Below are 328 nucleotides of genomic sequence, written 5' to 3'. Positions count from 1 at the left end.
CCGCCCTCGCCAATTTTTTCGCTTCGGGCGTGCTATCGCTGGATGAAAAACTGGCAGCGTTTCTATGGCAGTTTCCACCAAGCTTCGTTTTTGTTCCCACAACGTTCTGCGCCTTCCTCGAATTGTTACCTGTCGACTTCGAGGCTGCCGCGCGTCTTGCTCAGTCGCATGACGCGCGCGTGCGCGCGCCGTGGTTCGACGTGAAGTCAAATCGACGCATTCGTCACGCCATCGAGATACGCCATCCCAGCATCGGCGTGGCTGAGTTTATTGCGTTACTGCGAAAACACCATGCTGCACTCGTGATTTCCGATTCCACGGCTGACTG

1 protein-coding gene is annotated in these 328 nt (G+C 56.1%); it reads left to right on the top strand.

Translation table 11 applies throughout. The annotated features are described in order from the left end of the window. A partial coding sequence (locus tag SB717_RS34540) for a DUF72 domain-containing protein (RefSeq protein WP_410907364.1) occupies window positions 1–328 on the top strand: 328 nt, incomplete at both ends.

This window comes from Priestia sp. SIMBA_032, assembly GCF_046535215.1.
Classification (GTDB): domain Bacteria; phylum Bacillota; class Bacilli; order Bacillales; family Bacillaceae_H; genus Priestia; species Priestia aryabhattai.
The sequence above is the reverse complement of the archived record's forward strand: the minus strand, read 5'-3'. Positions and strand labels throughout refer to the sequence as shown.